A 14,230-nucleotide genomic window follows, 5' to 3' on the forward strand; every position below is an offset into this window, starting at 1 on the left:
ACTCGGCTGACGTGGGGCCCAGGCGAACGGTCCCGATGTCGTGTGTCGCAGCCGCTCCCCGGTGGTATCCACCTCAACGCCAGTCGCACCTGCTTGCGCCGAGTCTAGCGGGACTCCCCACCCAGCTCGTACGCTCCGGTGAACTGTGAGATGAGCTCCGGCGGGAGCTGCTTGTCGAGGTTCGCGAGGCGGACCTGGCCCTGTGCGATGAGCCGGCCGTCCTGGTCGGTCGAGTCCAGGTGCCAGAGCTGCTGGCTGCGACCGCGGTGGATCGGTGTGGCCGTCACGGTGATCGTGTCACCGAGCTTGGCCTGGCGGATGAAGTCGGTCGAGTTGTTGCTGCCCACCACGATGCCCTTGTCGCCGAGCCAGATCTGGCCCGCGACGCTCGCGGTCGACTCGTGCACCGCACAGTAGACGCCGCCGTGCGGGATGCCGAACGGCTGCAGGTGCTGCTCGCCGATCGTGAACTGCGCGACGACCTTGTCGGGTCCTGCCTCGACGTGCTCGACACCGAGGGTGCCGTCCAGCCCGGGGATCTCAGTCATGTCCCCAGCCTAGGGACCCCTTGAATCGGGTACCCCCTGGGGGTATGGTCGCCATATGAAGACGATGCTGACCGGCCTGGTCCTGCTCCTGCTGGTCTCGGCGTGCGCCGGCGGCACCAAGCGGAGCGACAGCTCCCCGTCCGACCACAACGCCGCGGACGTCGAGTTCCTGCAGCAGATGATCCCCCACCACGAGCAGGCGCTGGAGATGACCGAGATCGCCGGACGGTCCAAGGCGACCGTGGTCATCGAGCTCGCCGACAGGATCGAGGCCGGCCAGCAGCCCGAGATCGAGCGCATGCGCGGCTGGCTCGACGACTGGGACGTCGACGAGCGCGCGGCCGCGGAGCACGGCAGCGATCGGCACGACGACATGGCCGGTGACGGCATGATGACCCGAGCCCAGATGGACGAGCTCGAGTCGATGGGCGACGGCAGCGCCTTCACGAGCTCGTGGATCGCGATGATGACCGAGCACCACGAGGGCGCGATCGAGATGGCCCGCACCGAGCTGGCCGAGGGCAGCAACCCCGCCGCCAAGAAGCTGGCCCGCGAGATCATCGCGACCCAGCAGCGTGAGATCGACGAGATGTCGGCGACGGGGGTGTCACGATGACCCACGACCACACGGCTCCCGGCTACTCCGACGACAAGGTCGCCGTCCTCAAGCGGCTCAAGCGCATCGAGGGCCAGGTGCGCGGGCTCACCCGGATGGTCGAGGACGACACGTACTGCATCGACGTCCTCACCCAGGTCTCCGCCACGACGAAGGCCCTCGAGGCCGTCGCGCTCAAGCTGCTCGACGAGCACCTCGCCCACTGCGTGGTCAACGCCGCGCGCGCCGGCGGCGAGGAGGCCGACCTCAAGGTCAAGGAAGCATCCGACGCCATCGCGCGCCTCGTCCGCTCCTGACCACCCACGTTCCACGAGAGGCATGACATGACCACCAGCACCGACACCTACCGCGTCACCGGGATGACCTGCGAGCACTGCGTCGCGGCCGTCACCGAAGAGCTCTCCGCCCTCGACGGCGTCGCGTCCGTCTCCGTCGACCTCGTCCCGGGCGGCACGTCCGCCGTCACGGTCGAGAGCGACGCCCCGCTGGACCCCGCCGCCGTCGCCGAGGCGGTCGACGAGGCCGGTTATGCGGTCGCGGGCCCCCGCGACCTCCCCTTGGCATGACGCAGGAGATCAAGCTCGACATCACCGGCATGACCTGCACGTCGTGCGCGATGCGGGTCGAGAAGAAGCTCAACCGGCTCGACGGCGTCTCCGCCACGGTCAACTACGCGACCGAGAAGGCGACCGTCGAGGCCGAGGACGACGTCGAGGTGCAGACGCTCCTCGACACCGTCGCCAAGACCGGCTACTCCGCGTCCGTACGTCCCGACGTCTCCCGCCCCCGGCACGACATGGCCGACGGGGACATGTCCGGCCACGACCACGAAGGGCTGCACGGGGCCGCGTCGATGCTGCGACGGCTCAAGATCTCCGCAGCGCTCGCGATCCCCGTCGTCATCTTGTCGATGGTCCCGGCCCTGCAGTTCGACAACTGGCAGTGGCTCGCCCTCACCCTCGCCTCACCAGTGGTGGTGTGGGGCGCGTACCCGTTCCACCGGGCCGCGTGGGTCAACGCCCGTCACGGCGCGGTCACGATGGACACGCTCGTGAGCGTCGGGGTCGGCGCGGCCTGGCTCTGGTCGCTCTGGGCGCTGTTCTTCGGCGACGCCGGGACGACCGGCATGACGATGCGCTTCTCGCTGCTGCCCGGATCGGCCGGCCACGACGAGATCTACCTCGAGGTCGCCGCCGCGGTGACGGTCTTCATCCTCGCCGGCCACTATCTCGAGGCCAACGCCAAGACCCGCTCGAGCGCCGCGCTCCGCGCGCTGATGGACCTCGGGGTCCGCGACGTCACGGTCCTGCGGGGCGGACGCGAGACGTCCGTTCCCCTCGCCGACCTGCACGAGGGTGACCGCTTCGTGGTGCGCCCCGGCGAGAAGATCGCGACCGACGGCGTGGTCGAGGACGGAGCGTCGTCCGTCGACGAGTCGATGCTGACCGGCGAGTCCGTCCCCGTCGAGGTGTCACCGGGCACGAACGTGACGGGTGCGACCGTCAACCAGGACGGCCGACTGGTGGTCCGCGCCACCGCGGTGGGTGCCGACACCCAGCTCGCCCAGATGGCCCGCCTGGTCGAGGAGGCGCAGGAGGGCAAGGCCGACGTCCAGCGTCTCGCCGACCGGATCTCCGCGTGGTTCGTCCCGGCGGTCATCCTGCTGTCGATCGGCACGCTGATCGCCTGGTACGCCGCCGGCTACACCTGGACCGATGCGTTCACGGCCGCCGTGGCGGTCCTCATCATCGCCTGCCCCTGCGCGCTCGGTCTCGCGACGCCGACGGCCCTCATGGTCGGCACGGGACGCGGCGCGCAGCTCGGCATCCTCATCAAGGGCCCGCAGGTGCTCGAGTCGACCCGCGCCGTCGACACCGTGGTGCTCGACAAGACCGGCACCGTGACGACCGGCGAGATGGCGGTGGTCTCCGTCGACCCCCTCCCGGGTGTGGACGCCGAGGAGCTGCGGCTCGTCGCGGCCTCGCTCGAGCACTCCTCGGAGCACCCCATCGCCCGGGCGGTCGCGACGCTCGCCGACCCGGCCCCGGTCACCGACTTCACCAACCACGCAGGATTCGGGGTCAGCGGCACGGTCGCGGGACGTCACGCGCTCATCGGACGACCGTCCTGGCTCGCCGAGCAGGGTGTGGACGTCCCGCCGCTCGAGCCGACGGACGGCACCGCGGTGGCGGTGGCGTGGGACGGCCACGTACGTGGCACGGTCACGGTCGGCGACTCGGTCAAGCCGACGTCGGCGCGCGCGGTCGCCGACCTGCGCCGGCTGGGCCTGGAGCCGGTCCTGCTCACGGGCGACAACGAGGCCGTCGCCCGGTCGGTCGCGGACGAGGTCGGCATCGAGCAGGTCATCGCCGACGTCACGCCTGCCGACAAGCTGCGGGTCGTGCAGAAGCTCCAGGCCGAGGGTCGGGTCGTGGCGATGGTCGGCGACGGCGTCAACGACGCTGCGGCCCTGGCGGCGTCCGATCTCGGGATCGCGATGGGCACGGGCACGGACGTCGCGATCCAGGCCTCCGACCTCACCCTGGTCAAGGGCGACCTGGCCACCGCGGTGGACGCCGTGCGCCTCTCGCGCGCGACGCTGCGCACGATCAAGGGCAACCTGTTCTGGGCGTTCGCCTACAACGTCGCCGCGATCCCGCTGGCCGCCCTGGGCTATCTCAACCCGTTGATCGCCGGCGCCGCGATGGCGTTCAGCAGCGTCTTCGTCGTCACCAACAGCCTGCGGCTGCGCCGGTTCAAGGCCTGAGCTCGGCCAGCAGGGCGAGCTCGTCGTCCCGGTCCAGGCCGGCCCGACGGTCGCGATCGAGCCCCCGGGCGCGCTCGTCCTCGAGCGTGCCGCGCAGGGCCTCGGCGAGTGGCCGGCGCCGCAGCCCCGTCGCGAGGGCGCGGGCGTCGTCCATCATCCCCATCCCGTGGTGGTCCGGCGGCAGCCACAGGGGCAGCGACCGTGGGCCCATCCACTCCTCGACGTCGTGCGCGCGGAGCCAGTCCGGGCCGGCAGCCACCCGCTCGCCCCGGTGCCCCGCCACCTCGGCGGACAGGGCGATCAGCTCGCCGACGGTCGTCGGCTCCCCGGCACCGTGCACGATCCCGGTCGCCCGGTCCTCGGCCGAGCGGACGATCCAGTCCGCGAGGTCGCGCACGTCGATCACCTGCATCGGCTGGTCGGGGACGTCAGGCACCAGCACCGGCTGGTCGCCGGCCAGGGCCAGCCGCGAGACGTAGTAGCCGAGCCGGTCCGAGCGGTCCCCCGGCCCGCCGATGAGGCCCGCACGCACCACGAGATGGGTGGGCAGCTCCCCGACGTACGCCTCGCAGGCGACCTTGCCCTCGCCGTAGCGCTCGGCGTCCGCGACGTCCTGCTCGAGTGCCGGCAGCAGCGGGGAGCTCTCGGACAGCGCGCCGCCCTGGTCGGCGTAGACCGAGCCTGTCGAGACGAGCGTCCAGTGCCCCGCCAGGTCGCCCAGCGCCGCGACGGCCGAGCGGACCTGTCCGGGCTGCCTCGAGACGTCGACGACCATGTCCCAGGCACGACCGCGGACCTGGTCGTACGCTCCCTCGGTCGCCCGGTCGGCCCGGACGAACGTCACCTCCGGCGGCGCGTCACCCGACTCGCCCCTGGCAAGACACGTGACCTGATGACCTCTGGCCGCGGCTGCGCGCGCGATCTCGCCACCGACCCACGACGTCCCGCCCAGCACCAGCATCTCGCCCATGCCCCTCAACCAAGCACGACCCGGCGCGGGCCGACAGGGGTGTTCACCATCGGCAGAACCCGTGCACCCCTCGACGCCGGGCCGGCGGGGGTGGGCGGGCATAACCTGTACGCATGTCTTCTGAGCTCCTCACCGTGACCGGCACCCTGCTGACCCCCGAGCGCATCGCCCTGCCCCCCGGTGGAGTCGCGACCGTCAAGCTCGTCGACGCGGCGGGCGAGGTCCTGGCGGGCACGGCGGTCGACGCGACCGACGTCCCGGTCGCGTTCACCCTCACGGTCGACCCGACGTTCGTCACCGATCCCGACTCACTGTTCCTTTGGGCCGCGCTGCGCTCCGAGGCCGGGGTGTGGGGCACGACCGAGATCGTCCCGGTGGAAGGCAGCTCCCCCGAGGTCGTGCTCGCCAAGATCGAGGACTGATGCCACGGGGTGACAGCGCGCCGCGGGTCGTCCACCTCACCCCGGAGGACATCGCCGCCAGCCGCGCACCCGTGCTCGGGCGGATCGCGCAGATGCTGCGCCCCTATCGGACCAAGATGATCTTCGTGGCGGTCGCGGTCGTCGTCTCGGCGATCCTCACCTCGATCGTCCCGTTCCTCACCAAGGCCGTGTTCGACAAGGCGCTGTTCCCGGCCGGCGGCGAGATCCGCCTGCACCTGCTCGCGTGGCTCGTGGCCGGCATGTGCGTGATCCCGATCGTCACCGCGGTCATCGGCATCGGGCAGAACTGGCTGACGTCGACGATCGGCAACTCGGCGATGGCCGATCTGCGCGGTGACCTGTTCGCGCACCTGCAGAAGATGGAGCTCGCGTTCTTCACCGCCACCAAGACCGGGGCGATCCAGTCGCGCCTGGCCAATGACGTGGCCGGCGTGCGTACGGTCCTGACCGACACCGCGACGACGATCCTGCAGAACAGCGTGACGGTCACCGCCGCGTTCGTCTCGATGGTCATCTTGTCGTGGCAGCTCACGATCCTGACGCTGATCCTCATGCCGCTGTTCATCGTCATCCAGCTGCAGGTGGGCAAGCGGCGACAGCGGGTCGCGCGCAAGACGCAGGAGTCGCTGTCGGAGATGACCGCGATCACCGAGGAGGCGCTGAGCGTCTCGGGCATCCTGCTGTCCAAGGTCTTCAACCGGGCCGACTCCGAGGTCGAGCGCTACCGCCAGGCCAACCGTGAGCAGACCCGGCTGCAGGTCGACCAGGCCATGACCGGCCGGGCGTTCTTCGCGACCGTGCAGACGTTCTTCGCCATCACGCCGGCCGCGATCTACCTCGTGGCGGGCTACATGCTCCAGGGCGGCACGTCGCTGACCGCCGGCACGCTCGTCGCGTTCACGACGTTGCAGGCGCGACTGCAGATGCCCCTGCTGCAGCTCATGCGGGTGACGCTCGACGTGCAGACCTCGCTGGCGTTGTTCCGCAGGCTCTTCGAGTACCTCGACCTCAAGCCGGCGATCACCGAGAAGCCCGGCGCGAAGGTGCTCGAGGCGGCCGACCTGCGGGGGGAGATCGAGTTCCGCGACGTCTTCTTCCGCTATCCCGAGCCGCGCACGCTGTCCGGGACCGTGCGGGGTGACCGCTTCGGCGACTCGGGCGTCCGGATCGACCGCATCGACCCGGTCGAGGAGGCGCCCACCCCCGGATGGGCCCTCGAGGGCATCTCGCTCACGGTCAAGCCCGGACAGCTCGCCGCGATCGTCGGTCCCTCCGGCTCCGGCAAGACCACGATGACGTACCTCGTCCCGCGCTTCTACGACGTCAACGAGGGCGCGGTCCTCATCGACGGCACGGACGTCCGCGATCTCACGATGGGCTCGGTCGCCGAGGCCGTCGGCATGGTGACCCAGGAGCCCTATCTGTTCCACGGCTCGATCCGCGACAACATCGCCTACGCCAAGCCCGACGCGACCGCCCAGGAGATCGAGCAGGCCGCCCGCGACGCCAACATCCACGACCGCATCATGTCGTTCGCCGACGGTTACGAGACCATCACCGGCGAGCGCGGCTATCGCCTCAGCGGCGGCGAGAAGCAGCGTCTCGCGATCGCCCGCGTGCTGCTGATGGACCCGCGGATCCTGATCCTCGACGAGGCGACGTCTGCGCTCGACACCGAGACCGAGCGGCTCGTGCAGGACGCCCTCGAGCGCGCCACGCACAACCGCACCACGATCGCGATCGCCCACCGGCTGTCCACGATCCACAACGCGGACGTGATCTTCGGGCTCGAGGACGGCCACCTCGTCGAGCAGGGCACCCACGACGAGCTGCTCGAGCTCGGCGGTCTCTACTCACGGCTCTACGTCGAGCAGTTCGGCGCAGGTCAGATCGAGGCCCGTTTCACCGACGGCGTCCGGTTCGTCGACGGGGCGACCTACTGCGACAAGCCCGGTCCGGACGACCGCCGCGCCGACGTGGCGTTCTGAGTCAGCTCGCGGCCAGCACGCGCTTCTGCGCAGAGGCCAGGACGGACGTCACGGTCCGCTCGACCTTGGGCGTCTGCTTGAGGCCCGGCACCGAGTAGATGACCGACGTGAGGTGACCACCGGTGCACGTCTGGGCGGACAGGCCGAGGTCGGACTCGGTGATCGGCACGGGCGTGATCGTCGTGGTGGAGCCCTTCTTCGCCCCGCCGATCTCGGCGAGCGTCACGAACGCCTTGCAGGCCTCGGCGTCCGTGAAGTCGTCCGCGCCGGCCAGGAGCTTCTTGGCACGGGCCAGGTCCTTGCGGTCGGCCGCCGAGCCGTCGGCGCTCGACTTCTCCAGCTGGGCGACCACGTCGGGCAGCGAGGTCGCCCACCGCTTGGCCGGCAGGGTCGTCACCTGGATCAGTGCGTCGGGGGTCTGCCAGCGGCACTGGCTGCTCCCGCCCTCACGGGCGTCCGAGCTCACGACGATGTCGACCGCCGACCCGGCGAGCTTCTTGCGGTCGGCCGCCGTCAGCAGCTTGCACGCGGCCGACTCGTCGACGTCCGCGGTCGGCCCGTCCGAGGCCGATGACGACTCGGACGCCTTGGACCCCTTGGGCTCGTCGTCCGAGCCGCTGCAGCCCGCGACCGCGACGAGGGCCAGTGCCAGCGCGGGGACCAGCAACAGCGAGCGTGAAGTCGTCATCCGGCCACTGTAGGTCGCGGTCCATCGCGGCCGGAACGACGGCTCCGACCGAGCCCGTGCTCATGGAGTACGCGGCGTAGCCACCCGCCGGACCAAAGTGCTCGGTGCGACCGCGCCCGGGTGCAGCACCGAGGCGATCGCCTCGACCCCGTCGACGAGTCGGGGCCCGGGCCGGACGACGACCGCGTCGCCGTCGATCGCCCACACCTGCGCGCCCGGCAGCTCGCGCGCGACGACCTCCGCCTGCTGCGCGGCGCCGTCGAGGCCGAAGCCGCACGGGGCGACCACGACCACCTCGGGATCGGCCTCCCGCAGCTCGTCCCACGACCCCGGGCCCGAGGCGGCGTGCGGGTGCCCGCCGACGGGGACGCCTCCGGCGGCCGTGACCTGGTCCGGGATCCAGTGCCCGCCGGTGAACAGCGGATCGACCCACTCCACGACGGCCGTCCGGGGCCGGGATGCACCTGCGACCGCCGCGGCGACGGCGTCGAGGCGTGCCTGGAGACTCTCGACCAGTGCTGCGGCACGATCCGGTACGCCCGCCGCGCGTCCCACCGTGTGGATCGTGTCCAGCACCTCTCGCAGCGAGTACGGATCGAGCGTCACCACGTCCGCGACACAGCCCAGGTGCTCCAGCGCGGCGTCCACCTGACCCGTGGGCAGGGCGCAGACCCGGCACAGGTCCTGGCTCAGGATGAGATCGGGGCGCAGGGCCCCCAGCGCCCCCTCGTCCAGCGTGTAGAGGTCACGGCCGGCCGCGAGGCTCTCGCGGACGTAGGCGTCGATCTCGGCGGGGGTCAGCTGCGAGGTGTCCGCTCCACCGACCACCACCTGGTGGTCGGTGCGCGCGCGGGCGGGCTCATTGCACTCGAACGTCACGCCGACGAGGTGCTCGTCGAGGCCGAGGGCATAGACGATCTCCGTCGCCGAGGGCAGCAGCGAGACGATCCTCACGGCGTCGAGGACCGGCGCATGTCGCGGACCCGCAGGAACACGAAGCCCACGATGACGACCACCACCGCGAGGATGACCAGCTTCTGGAAGGCGTCGGCGTACGGCTCGACCTCGTCCCAGTTCTTGCCCAGGCGGTATCCGGTGACGACGAAGATCGAGTTCCAGATCGCGCTGCCGAGGGTCGTGAGCAGCAGGAACAGCCAGAAGTTCATCTTCTCGACGCCCGCGGGCAACGAGATGAGGCTGCGGAAGATCGGCACCATGCGACCGAAGAAGACTGCGGCTGACCCGTGCTTGAGGAACCAGGCCTCGGTCTTCTCCATGTCGCTGACCTTGAGAAGCGGCACCTTCTCGAACACGAGCGCCGCGCGGTCGCGGCCGAAGATCGCGCCGAGCCAGTACAGGATGACCGCACCCGTGACCGATCCGAGGGTCGTGGCCACGAGTGCTCCGGCCAACGAGAACGTGCCCTGGCTGGCAGCGAAACCGGCCAGCGGCAGGATCACCTCGCTGGGAATCGGCGGGAAGACGTTGTCCATCCCGACGGCCAGCCCGGCTCCGAACAGCCCCAGCTTGTCCATCAGGTCCACGGTCCAACCGGCGAGCCCGGAGTCGGGTGCGTTGCCGGTCGAGGCCGTGAGAGCGGTCAGTAGGGTCACGGGCATGAGCGTATCTCTCGGGCTCAATCGCTACGTCGTGATCACCTGCGCGGTGGCCGTGCTCCTCGTCGCCGGCGCTGTGCTCGTCCGCGCGGACGACAACGACGCGGCGGGTGGTCGGGCGGCCGGCACCCTCAGCAGCACGCCCACGCGCGCGCTGGAGGTGATCGACTCGCGCACTCCCGCGCAGTCCGCGGCAGGCGTCTCGCGGCGGCTCTTCACCTCGGCCGACACGGTCGTGGTCGTCGACCGCAAGGACCGGGCAGCCCAGCGCCGCGGCATCGCCGAGGCGACCGCGAGGGGGGTTCCGGTGCTGGTCTCGGACCCCTCGGTGCCGCGCGAGGTCGACCGTCTCGGGGCGACGACCGTCCTGACGTCCGGCCGGGTGCGGGAGGTCCCCGGCGTCCGTGCACGTCGTCTCCCCGAGACGCCGACGACAGCCGCGCACCCGACCCGCCGGATCGACGCGATCGTGCTGACCCGCTCACGGAGCAAGAACGCCGTAGCGGTCGCGTCGGCCCGCATCGCCGGGGCCACCGTGCTGGAGGTGCCGGGAGCGGACCCACGCCTGACGCCCGCGGTGGCGAAGACCCTGCGGAACCGACCGGACAGCCCGGTCCTCGCGCTCGGACGACCGTTCGTGCGCAACCTCCCCTACACCCTGCAGACGGTCCGCCGCGACGTCCAGCAGCCGACCGGCGGCTATCTCGCGCTGCCCGGCAAGCACTACGCCGCGATGTACGGCCACCCGGGCGCACCCCAGCTGGGGGTGCTCGGCGAGCAGGGGGTCGGGGACTCGGTCGAGCGCGTCGAGCGACTCGCTCGCAAGTACCGACGGCTCGGGACGGCCACGATCGTCCCCACGTTCGAGATCATCGCGACCGTGGCATCCGCAGGGCCCGGCAAGGACAAGGACTACTCCACCGAGGCCTCGATCAAGAAGCTCGAGCCGCTCGTCGACGCCGCCGAACGGCACGGGGTCTACGTGATCCTGGACCTGCAGCCGGGACGCACCGACTTCCTGACCCAGGCCAAGCGCTACCGGCCGCTGCTCGAACGTCCTCACGTCGGCCTCGCGCTGGATCCCGAGTGGCGACTCAAACCGCACCAGAAGCACCTGCGGCAGATCGGCTCGGTGGGGATCGGCGAGGTCAACCGCACCGCGGACTGGCTCGCGGCGCTGACCCGCCGCAAGGCCCTGCCGCAGAAGATGTTCGTCCTGCACCAGTTCTCGACGTCCATGATCAGGGACCGGTCCCGGCTCGACACGGGTCACGCGGAGCTCGCGACGCTCATCCACGTCGACGGCTCGGGACCCCAGGGCGCCAAGCAGGACACCTGGCGCGTGCTGCGCAAGAACGCCCCGGACGTCGCCGGCTGGGGGTGGAAGAACTTCATCGACGAGGACGAGCCCATGCTCGACGCCCGGCAGACCTGGACCCGGGTGAAGCCGAGACCGGACCTCATCACGTACCAGTGACGCGCGGCGCTCAGCCGAAGAAGTCGCCCGCCGCAGGGGCGCCCGGCGGCGGCTCGGCGTCGCGCGCCATCGGCGTGAACCGCGAGTAGTGACCCTGGAAGCTGACCGCGATCTTGTTGGTCGGGCCGGAGCGGTTCTTGGCGATGATGATGTCGGCCTCGCCCGGACGGTCGGACTCCCCCGCGCCGAGGGCGTCGGGGCGGTTGAGCAGCAGCACGATGTCGGCGTCCTGCTCGATCGATCCGGACTCACGCAGGTCAGAGATCTGCGGGGTCTTGTCGGTGCGCTGCTCGGAGCCACGGTTGAGCTGGCTGATCGCCACGACGGGGACCTCCATCTCCTTGGCGAGCAGCTTGATGTTGCGGGAGAACTCCGAGACCTCGACCTGACGGTTCTCGACCCGCTTGCCCGACGTCATGAGCTGCAGGTAGTCGATGACCACGAAGCCCAGACCGTACTGCTTCTTGATGCGCCGGGCCTTGGACCGGATCTCGGGCATCGTCATGTTGGGGCTGTCGTCGATCACGATGGGGGCGCTGTTGACCCGGGGCATCGCCTTGGTGATGGCGTCCCAGTCGCGCTGGTGCATGCCGCCGCCGCGCATGTGGCCGATGCTGACGCGGGCCTCGGCCGAGAGCATGCGCATCGCGATCTCGGCGCCGGTCATCTCCAACGAGAAGATCGCGCACGGGATCTGGTGGCGGATCGCGGCCGAGCGCACGAAGTCCAGGCCCAGGGTCGACTTGCCGACGCCAGGACGGGCGGCCACGACGATCATCTGCCCGGCGCGGAAGCCGGTCGTGAACTTGTCGAGATCGGGGAAGCCCGAGGGCACGCCGCTCAGCGAGCCGTCGCGGCCCTGGATCTCCTCGATCTCGTCGATCGTGAGGGGCATGAGCTCGGAGACCGCGCGATAGTCCTCGGCCTGGCTCGTGCCGTCGACGTCGAGCACCTCGGCCTGGGCCCGGTCGACGATCTCGGCGACCTCGCCCTGGCCGGCCTGACCGAGCTGGGCGATGCGCTGACCGACCTCGACCAGGCGGCGCAAGATGGCCTTCTCCCGGACGATCTCGGCGTAGAAGTCGACATTGGACGCGATCGGGACGGCCTGGACCAGATCGTGCAGATAGGGCGCTCCGCCGATGCGGCCCATCTCGCCGCGACGGTGGAGCTCGGCGGCGACCGTGATCGCGTCGGCCGGCTCGCCACGGTTGGCCAGATCGGTGATGGTGTCGAAGATCAGCTCGTGCGCGGGACGGTAGAAGTCACGCCCCTGCAGGATGTCGGCGGCCGGGTCGATCGCGTTCTTGCTGATCAGCATCGCGCCGAGGACGCTCTGCTCAGCGGCGATGTCCTGTGGCGGAACGCGTCCCGAGGTGGGATCCTCGCCGGGTCCTGGACCCGCCTCGTAGAGGTCCGTCACGCTCACCGATGAGCCCCTTTCGTCGTCATGCCCGAGCGTAGATCTCGGCGCCGACACAACTGCCGACCCGTCACAGTAGGCCCCGTGCGTGTCGTCACCAAGACGGCGCCGCACAGGGGGTGTGCGCAACTGTCCCGATGCTGTGGAAAACGCCGCCCGCCCATGTGCACAGCCGGTGGACGAACATGTGGACAACGGAATTGTTTATTTGTCCTCACCCCCTCTGACCTGCACAAACGCAGTTTGTTCGGTGTGGAGACAAAATAGTTCTTGGTCGAAGTTCATCCACGGGTGCCTGTTCATACACTTGTCGACAAACCCCGTCACTTTGGTCCCAGTTCACCCAGTGGTCACGTCCAGGAAGGCCCGCATGCGTCTTCGCGCCGACGTCGATCGGCAGATCTTGGCCGTCGCCGTGCCCGCGTTCTTCGCCCTGGTGACCGAGCCGCTGATGCTGCTCGCCGACACCGCGATCATCGGCCACCTGGGCACCCCCGAGCTGGCCGGGCTGGCAGCCGCCGCCGTGGTGCTCGGGACCGTCGTCGGCCTGTGCGTCTTCCTCGCGTACGGCAGCACCGCGGCCGTCGCCCGCCACCACGGCGCGGGCGAGGTCAGCGCGGCGTACGGCCTCGCGATCAGCAGCCTGTGGCTCGCGGCGGGGCTCGGCGCCGTGCTGGGCATCGGCCTCGCCGCGACGAGCGGGCCCCTGTCCGCGGCGGTCTCCAGCTCGCAGGCCGTCGCGGACCTGGCCCAGCAGTACCTGCTCGTGTCGACCCTCGGCCTGCCCGCCGTGCTGGTGGTGCTGGCGGCGACCGGCGCGATGCGCGGCAGCCTCGACCTGCGCACCCCGCTGGTCGTGACCGTCGTGGCCAACGTCGTCAACGTCGTGCTCAACGTGGGGCTCGTCTACGGACTCGACTGGGGAGTGCGCGGGGCCGCGACCGGGACCGTGCTGGCCCAGTGGCTCGCCGCAGCGTGGCTCGTGGCGGTGATAGTGCGGCGTTCACGGCGGGCGGCAGCACCCCTGGCGCCCCGCGTGGGCGAGATCCTCGACGCCGCACGCCAGGGCGTCCCCCTGATCGTCAGGACGTTGACGCTCCGCGTCTCGATCGTCCTGGCCACGCTCGTCGCAGCAGACCTCGGCGACGTCCCGCTCGCGGCGCACCAGATCGCTGCCGCGCTCGTCGGCTTCCTCGCCTTCGGGCTCGACGCGATCGCGATCGCCGGCCAGACCCTGACCGGACGTGCCCTGGGCGCGGGCGACGCCGGCCTGACCCGGGCGCTGACCCGCCGGATGATGGCATGGGGCGTCGCCACCGGGTTCCTGGCCGGGTTCGTGCTGGCCGTCTGCGCACCGTGGCTGCCGCACCTGTTCACCTCCGACGTCGAGGTGCGCAACGCCCTGGTGCCCGCGCTGCTCGTCGTGGCAGCGATCCAGCCGCTCTCGGGGCTGGTCTTCGTGCTCGACGGGGTGCTCATCGGGGCCGGGGACGGCGTCTACCTGGCCGTCGCGGGACTCATCGTCCTCGCGGCGTACACGCCGCTCGTCCTGCTGGTCGCCTGGACCGGGGCCGGCTTCACCTGGCTCTGGGTCGCCTACGGCGGATTCATCGCGGCACGGCTCGCGACCCTGTGGCACCGCGAGCGCGGCGACGCCTGGCTGGTCCTCGGGCCCGGTCGTTCGGCAGACTGAG

At 70.7% G+C, this 14,230-nt stretch carries 14 protein-coding genes and 1 riboswitch; of the genes, 8 read left to right on the plus strand and 6 right to left on the minus strand.

Annotated features, from left to right (window positions below; all coding sequences use genetic code 11):
• Nucleotides 1–9: 9 nt before the first annotated feature.
• Nucleotides 10–97, minus strand: a riboswitch (ZMP/ZTP riboswitch).
• Between the two features lie 7 nt (nucleotides 98–104).
• A complete protein-coding gene (locus tag GEV26_RS17550) occupies nucleotides 105–548 on the minus strand; it encodes a PaaI family thioesterase (protein WP_153654841.1) in 444 nt (147 codons plus the stop codon).
• A gap of 55 nt (nucleotides 549–603) precedes the next feature.
• On the opposite strand from GEV26_RS17550, the gene GEV26_RS17555 reads away from it, so the two are divergent.
• The 4 genes from GEV26_RS17555 to GEV26_RS17570 are packed head-to-tail and all read left to right on the plus strand — an operon-like array spanning nucleotide 604 to nucleotide 3,931.
• Nucleotides 604–1,164, plus strand: coding sequence for a DUF305 domain-containing protein (locus GEV26_RS17555; RefSeq protein WP_153654842.1), 561 nt, complete (start codon nucleotides 604–606; stop codon nucleotides 1,162–1,164).
• Complete coding sequence (locus GEV26_RS17560; protein ID WP_153654843.1) at nucleotides 1,161–1,460, plus strand: metal-sensitive transcriptional regulator; 300 nt, start codon at nucleotides 1,161–1,163, stop codon at nucleotides 1,458–1,460. The genes GEV26_RS17555 and GEV26_RS17560 overlap by 4 nt, the downstream gene beginning before the upstream one ends.
• A 27-nt stretch (nucleotides 1,461–1,487) precedes the next feature.
• Complete coding sequence (locus GEV26_RS17565) at nucleotides 1,488–1,730, plus strand: heavy-metal-associated domain-containing protein (protein WP_153654844.1); 243 nt, start codon at nucleotides 1,488–1,490, stop codon at nucleotides 1,728–1,730.
• The gene (locus GEV26_RS17570; RefSeq protein ID WP_153654845.1) at nucleotides 1,727–3,931 is read left to right on the plus strand and encodes a heavy metal translocating P-type ATPase; all 2,205 of its coding nucleotides are present in this window, start codon (nucleotides 1,727–1,729) and stop codon (nucleotides 3,929–3,931) included. The genes GEV26_RS17565 and GEV26_RS17570 overlap by 4 nt, the downstream gene beginning before the upstream one ends.
• On the opposite strand, the gene GEV26_RS17575 is transcribed toward GEV26_RS17570, so the two are convergent.
• Nucleotides 3,921–4,901: an NAD-dependent epimerase/dehydratase family protein gene (locus GEV26_RS17575; RefSeq protein WP_153654846.1), complete on the minus strand. Its 981-nt coding sequence runs from the start codon at nucleotides 4,899–4,901 to the stop codon at nucleotides 3,921–3,923. The two genes, GEV26_RS17570 and GEV26_RS17575, sit on opposite strands and share 11 nt — an antisense overlap.
• Before the next feature lie 113 nt (nucleotides 4,902–5,014).
• Here GEV26_RS17575 and GEV26_RS17580 point away from each other — a divergent pair, with 113 nt between their 5' ends.
• Nucleotides 5,015–5,323, plus strand: a complete 309-nt coding sequence (locus tag GEV26_RS17580) for a YbaY family lipoprotein (protein WP_153654847.1) — start codon at nucleotides 5,015–5,017, stop codon at nucleotides 5,321–5,323.
• The gene (locus GEV26_RS17585; RefSeq protein ID WP_153654848.1) at nucleotides 5,323–7,332 is read left to right on the plus strand and encodes an ABC transporter ATP-binding protein; all 2,010 of its coding nucleotides are present in this window, start codon (nucleotides 5,323–5,325) and stop codon (nucleotides 7,330–7,332) included. Before GEV26_RS17580 ends, GEV26_RS17585 begins: the two co-directional genes overlap by 1 nt.
• A 1-nt stretch (nucleotide 7,333) precedes the next feature.
• Here GEV26_RS17585 and GEV26_RS17590 read toward each other — a convergent pair whose 3' ends face one another.
• The 3 genes from GEV26_RS17590 to GEV26_RS17600 are packed head-to-tail and all read right to left on the minus strand — an operon-like array spanning nucleotide 7,334 to nucleotide 9,633.
• Complete coding sequence (locus GEV26_RS17590; RefSeq protein WP_153654849.1) at nucleotides 7,334–8,020, minus strand: hypothetical protein; 687 nt, start codon at nucleotides 8,018–8,020, stop codon at nucleotides 7,334–7,336.
• 60 nt (nucleotides 8,021–8,080) lie between these two features.
• Nucleotides 8,081–8,974, minus strand: coding sequence for an ABC transporter substrate-binding protein (locus tag GEV26_RS17595; RefSeq protein WP_153654850.1), 894 nt, complete (start codon nucleotides 8,972–8,974; stop codon nucleotides 8,081–8,083).
• Nucleotides 8,971–9,633 (minus strand): DedA family protein, encoded by a 663-nt coding sequence (locus GEV26_RS17600; protein WP_243838816.1) that lies wholly within the window; start codon nucleotides 9,631–9,633, stop codon nucleotides 8,971–8,973. The genes GEV26_RS17595 and GEV26_RS17600 overlap by 4 nt, the downstream gene beginning before the upstream one ends.
• Before the next feature lie 4 nt (nucleotides 9,634–9,637).
• Between GEV26_RS17600 and GEV26_RS17605 the strand changes: the two genes are divergently transcribed.
• Entirely contained in the window at nucleotides 9,638–11,113 is a 1,476-nt protein-coding gene (locus tag GEV26_RS17605) for an apurinic/apyrimidinic endonuclease family protein (RefSeq protein WP_153933223.1), read from the plus strand.
• 10 nt (nucleotides 11,114–11,123) lie between these two features.
• Here GEV26_RS17605 and dnaB read toward each other — a convergent pair whose 3' ends face one another.
• Nucleotides 11,124–12,542, minus strand: coding sequence for a replicative DNA helicase (gene dnaB, locus GEV26_RS17610; protein WP_153654852.1), 1,419 nt, complete (start codon nucleotides 12,540–12,542; stop codon nucleotides 11,124–11,126).
• 364 nt (nucleotides 12,543–12,906) lie between these two features.
• Between dnaB and GEV26_RS17615 the strand changes: the two genes are divergently transcribed.
• The gene (locus tag GEV26_RS17615; protein WP_153654853.1) at nucleotides 12,907–14,229 is read left to right on the plus strand and encodes an MATE family efflux transporter; all 1,323 of its coding nucleotides are present in this window, start codon (nucleotides 12,907–12,909) and stop codon (nucleotides 14,227–14,229) included.
• Nucleotide 14,230: the final 1 nt, after the last annotated feature.

The sequence above is a fragment of the Aeromicrobium yanjiei genome (assembly GCF_009649075.1).
Lineage (GTDB): Bacteria > Actinomycetota > Actinomycetes > Propionibacteriales > Nocardioidaceae > Aeromicrobium > Aeromicrobium yanjiei.

Excerpts from the sequence above, each read along its gene's own strand:
- GEV26_RS17550 (WP_153654841.1), bottom strand. The coding sequence starts at position 548 with ATGACTGAGATCCCCGGGCTGGACGGCACCCTCGGTGTCGAGCACGTC.
- GEV26_RS17555 (WP_153654842.1), top strand. The coding sequence starts at position 604 with ATGAAGACGATGCTGACCGGCCTGGTCCTGCTCCTGCTGGTCTCGGCG.
- GEV26_RS17560 (WP_153654843.1), top strand. The coding sequence starts at position 1,161 with ATGACCCACGACCACACGGCTCCCGGCTACTCCGACGACAAGGTCGCC.
- GEV26_RS17565 (WP_153654844.1), top strand. The coding sequence starts at position 1,488 with ATGACCACCAGCACCGACACCTACCGCGTCACCGGGATGACCTGCGAG.
- GEV26_RS17570 (WP_153654845.1), top strand. The coding sequence starts at position 1,727 with ATGACGCAGGAGATCAAGCTCGACATCACCGGCATGACCTGCACGTCG.
- GEV26_RS17575 (WP_153654846.1), bottom strand. The coding sequence starts at position 4,901 with ATGGGCGAGATGCTGGTGCTGGGCGGGACGTCGTGGGTCGGTGGCGAG.
- GEV26_RS17580 (WP_153654847.1), top strand. The coding sequence starts at position 5,015 with ATGTCTTCTGAGCTCCTCACCGTGACCGGCACCCTGCTGACCCCCGAG.
- GEV26_RS17585 (WP_153654848.1), top strand. The coding sequence starts at position 5,323 with ATGCCACGGGGTGACAGCGCGCCGCGGGTCGTCCACCTCACCCCGGAG.
- GEV26_RS17590 (WP_153654849.1), bottom strand. The coding sequence starts at position 8,020 with ATGACGACTTCACGCTCGCTGTTGCTGGTCCCCGCGCTGGCACTGGCC.
- GEV26_RS17605 (WP_153933223.1), top strand. The coding sequence starts at position 9,638 with ATGAGCGTATCTCTCGGGCTCAATCGCTACGTCGTGATCACCTGCGCG.
- GEV26_RS17615 (WP_153654853.1), top strand. The coding sequence starts at position 12,907 with ATGCGTCTTCGCGCCGACGTCGATCGGCAGATCTTGGCCGTCGCCGTG.